The following is a 2518-nucleotide window of genomic DNA, read 5'->3' as shown; positions in this document are numbered from 1 at the left end:
TGAGGCCCGGGGCGTCCACACGGACAGGGACATTGCCCAGCCGCGGCTCATATTGCATCGTCACCGTCTGCCCCACAGCATCTGTCACGGTGTCCGGCAGCGGGCTGACGCCCTGATAGGTGTTCTTCTCCGTCCGGCCACCGACCGTGCTCGATTTGACCCGCCCCAGACTGTCAAACTCACGCTCCCCGAGCACTTGCCCGTCCACGTCCATTCTGACCACTAAATGAGCGGAACTGAACGGCGCATAGGTTTTCCGTACCACCGTGCCGTCACTGTAGCGGACGCTCGCGACCCGGTTAAAGGCATCGTAAGTGTATTCCGTTTTCTGCCCCAGCGTATCCAGGGTGGCCCGTAACCGGCCCAGCCCATCATACCAGTGGCTTTGCCGGGATACCGGTTTATGCTGACGGTCGAACAGGGTGACCGTCAGCGGCTGATGCCGCACGTTATAGTGGGTTTGCGTGGTGCCGAATGGCAGGTCCCCGGCCTGAGTGGTTTGCTGCGCTATCCGGGTCACCGGGTCGTAATGCTGTACATGGCGTGTCCCCGTCGCGTCCGTTATCACGCAGGGCTGTCCCCAGTCGTCATAGTCTGTCTGCTGGCTGACCGCGATACAGGCGGTTTCCGCCGGGTTGTTCCCGGTCGGTAACCGGTCATACCGGGTCTGGTTCACCACCCGGCCCCAGCTGTCCCGCTGCGTCTCCGCCACCTTTTGCCAGTCCGTATTCTCCTGCCCTTTCAGCAACATAGCCTGCTTACATCGCCGCCCCTGTCCGTCAAACCAGGTCCGGTGCTGATTGCCCAGCACATCGCTCTGGGTGGTCGCCACCACGCCGGCCTGTTCAATGGTGTAGGCATATTCAATGTCACGGGCGTATGCCGTCCCGGCATTATTCAGCTGCTTAGACAGGCGGCCAAACGCATCATACTCATACAGCGCGGTACAGCCCTGATGGTCCTGCTCAAACCCCACTTTACGGCTGAAGCAGGAGTGGATTTGCACGCTGGAAGCCGTCAGACCGTCATGCTCACTCGTCCAGTGCGTGGTTTGTTTCAGGTGCTGTTTATCCAGCTGATAGTGAAAGACCTGTCGCTGGGTATATCCCTGACCGGCGTTCTGCCCGTCATACACCGTCTGCGTAAGGCTATCTACCCGCCCGTAATGGCGGGAGCGGGGCCGGCTGACATAGCCGGTCTGATGCGTGTGCAACAACTGGCGCTGTCCGGTGTGCCGGTCCACCCGGAACAGACATTGCTGCGTCCGCACCACCGCCGCTTTGGTCGCGGTCCCCGGCAGCGTGGGCAGGGAATCATAACGGTAAATCACCTCATGCCCCGGCGCATCGTCATAGGCCCCGATGGGGGAAGCCACGCCCGGGGTCACCGTTTTCGATTTCACGTAACGGACAAACCCGTGGGGGTCAGCCGGACAGCCGTAGCAATCGTCATCCAGCCGTGTCACCTCCCCTTTGGCCGGGTAATAGACCCACACCGTGCGGGTGCCGTCCGGGGCAATCTGCAGGGTCGGGTTGCCGGCCGCATCAAACTCCGTCCGGGTCACCTCCTCCCGCTGGCCGTTGCCGGCAATAAAGCGGACCGTGGCCGATTTGGGCAGCTGAAACTGGGGCGGCTGCTGCGCAAACTCCGCCCCGATTTGGGCGTAATACTCCGTTTCATGCTGACGTATGCAGTTGTTCTGCTCTACCTTTTCTGACACCAGCAGATGGTAATTATTGTAGCGCCGGGTAATTTCCCGGACCGCCTGCCCGTTGTCCCAGCGTTCGATGGAGCCGTACTGATAATCGGACAGCACCCCGTAGAGGTAATCCTGATTGCGGCTCCAGTCGCCCCCCGTCCCGCTGCCGAGAAAGTTGTTCTTGGTATAGGTATACGTGCGGACACTGGCGCCCTCCAGACCGGATGACTGGCTGTAGCGGGTCACATACGGCAAGGCGGCCGCCGGCCCTTTAGCCGGAAAACGGTGGCCGTCCTGCGTATACGTCACCGCCTCCAGCAAACCGGTCGGGGTCGTCACCCGGTTTAAAAACTGGCAGTGCAGGTCATAGCCCAGTGACCAGATCAACGTCTGCCCGGCCGTCAGGTTCGTGATGGTACTCACCCAACCGTTATGCAGCGCCAGTTCAATTTCATACATTTCCGACATGCCGGGCCAGACGGTCAGCCGGGTCGCCACCCCCGGTATTGTCTTAACGGTCAGCAGCGCCCGGTGTTTTTTATCCAGATCGTAAATCCCCGTCAGGTGGGGCACGGCGCCGGCGGTATAATCCCACTCCAGCTGCAGGCTGTGCCCCAGCGGATTCAGGATCTTCACCGGGACTTTCAGGTTAAAGGCATTTTTGGGCCCGGAGAGGATCTCCACCTGACCGGATTTATGGATCACCTGATACGCATCCTCCGCCCCGTTTTTTTCAAACCGCACCACATCCTGCCTGTATTGGAGTAAGGTCACGGCCTTATCCGTTTCATCCACTTTATAGCGCTCGCCGGTGGAGAG

1 pseudogene is annotated in these 2518 nt (G+C 60.3%); it reads right to left on the bottom strand.

What is annotated here, in order from left to right:
* Nucleotides 1-2518, bottom strand: a pseudogene (locus AACX38_RS05825) (hypothetical protein); the annotation flags it as partial.

The organism is Xenorhabdus sp. PB30.3, assembly GCF_963895965.1.
Classification (GTDB): Bacteria; Pseudomonadota; Gammaproteobacteria; order Enterobacterales; family Enterobacteriaceae; genus Xenorhabdus; species Xenorhabdus stockiae.
Note: the sequence above shows the minus strand (reverse complement) of the source record. Positions and strands in the feature narration are given on the sequence as shown.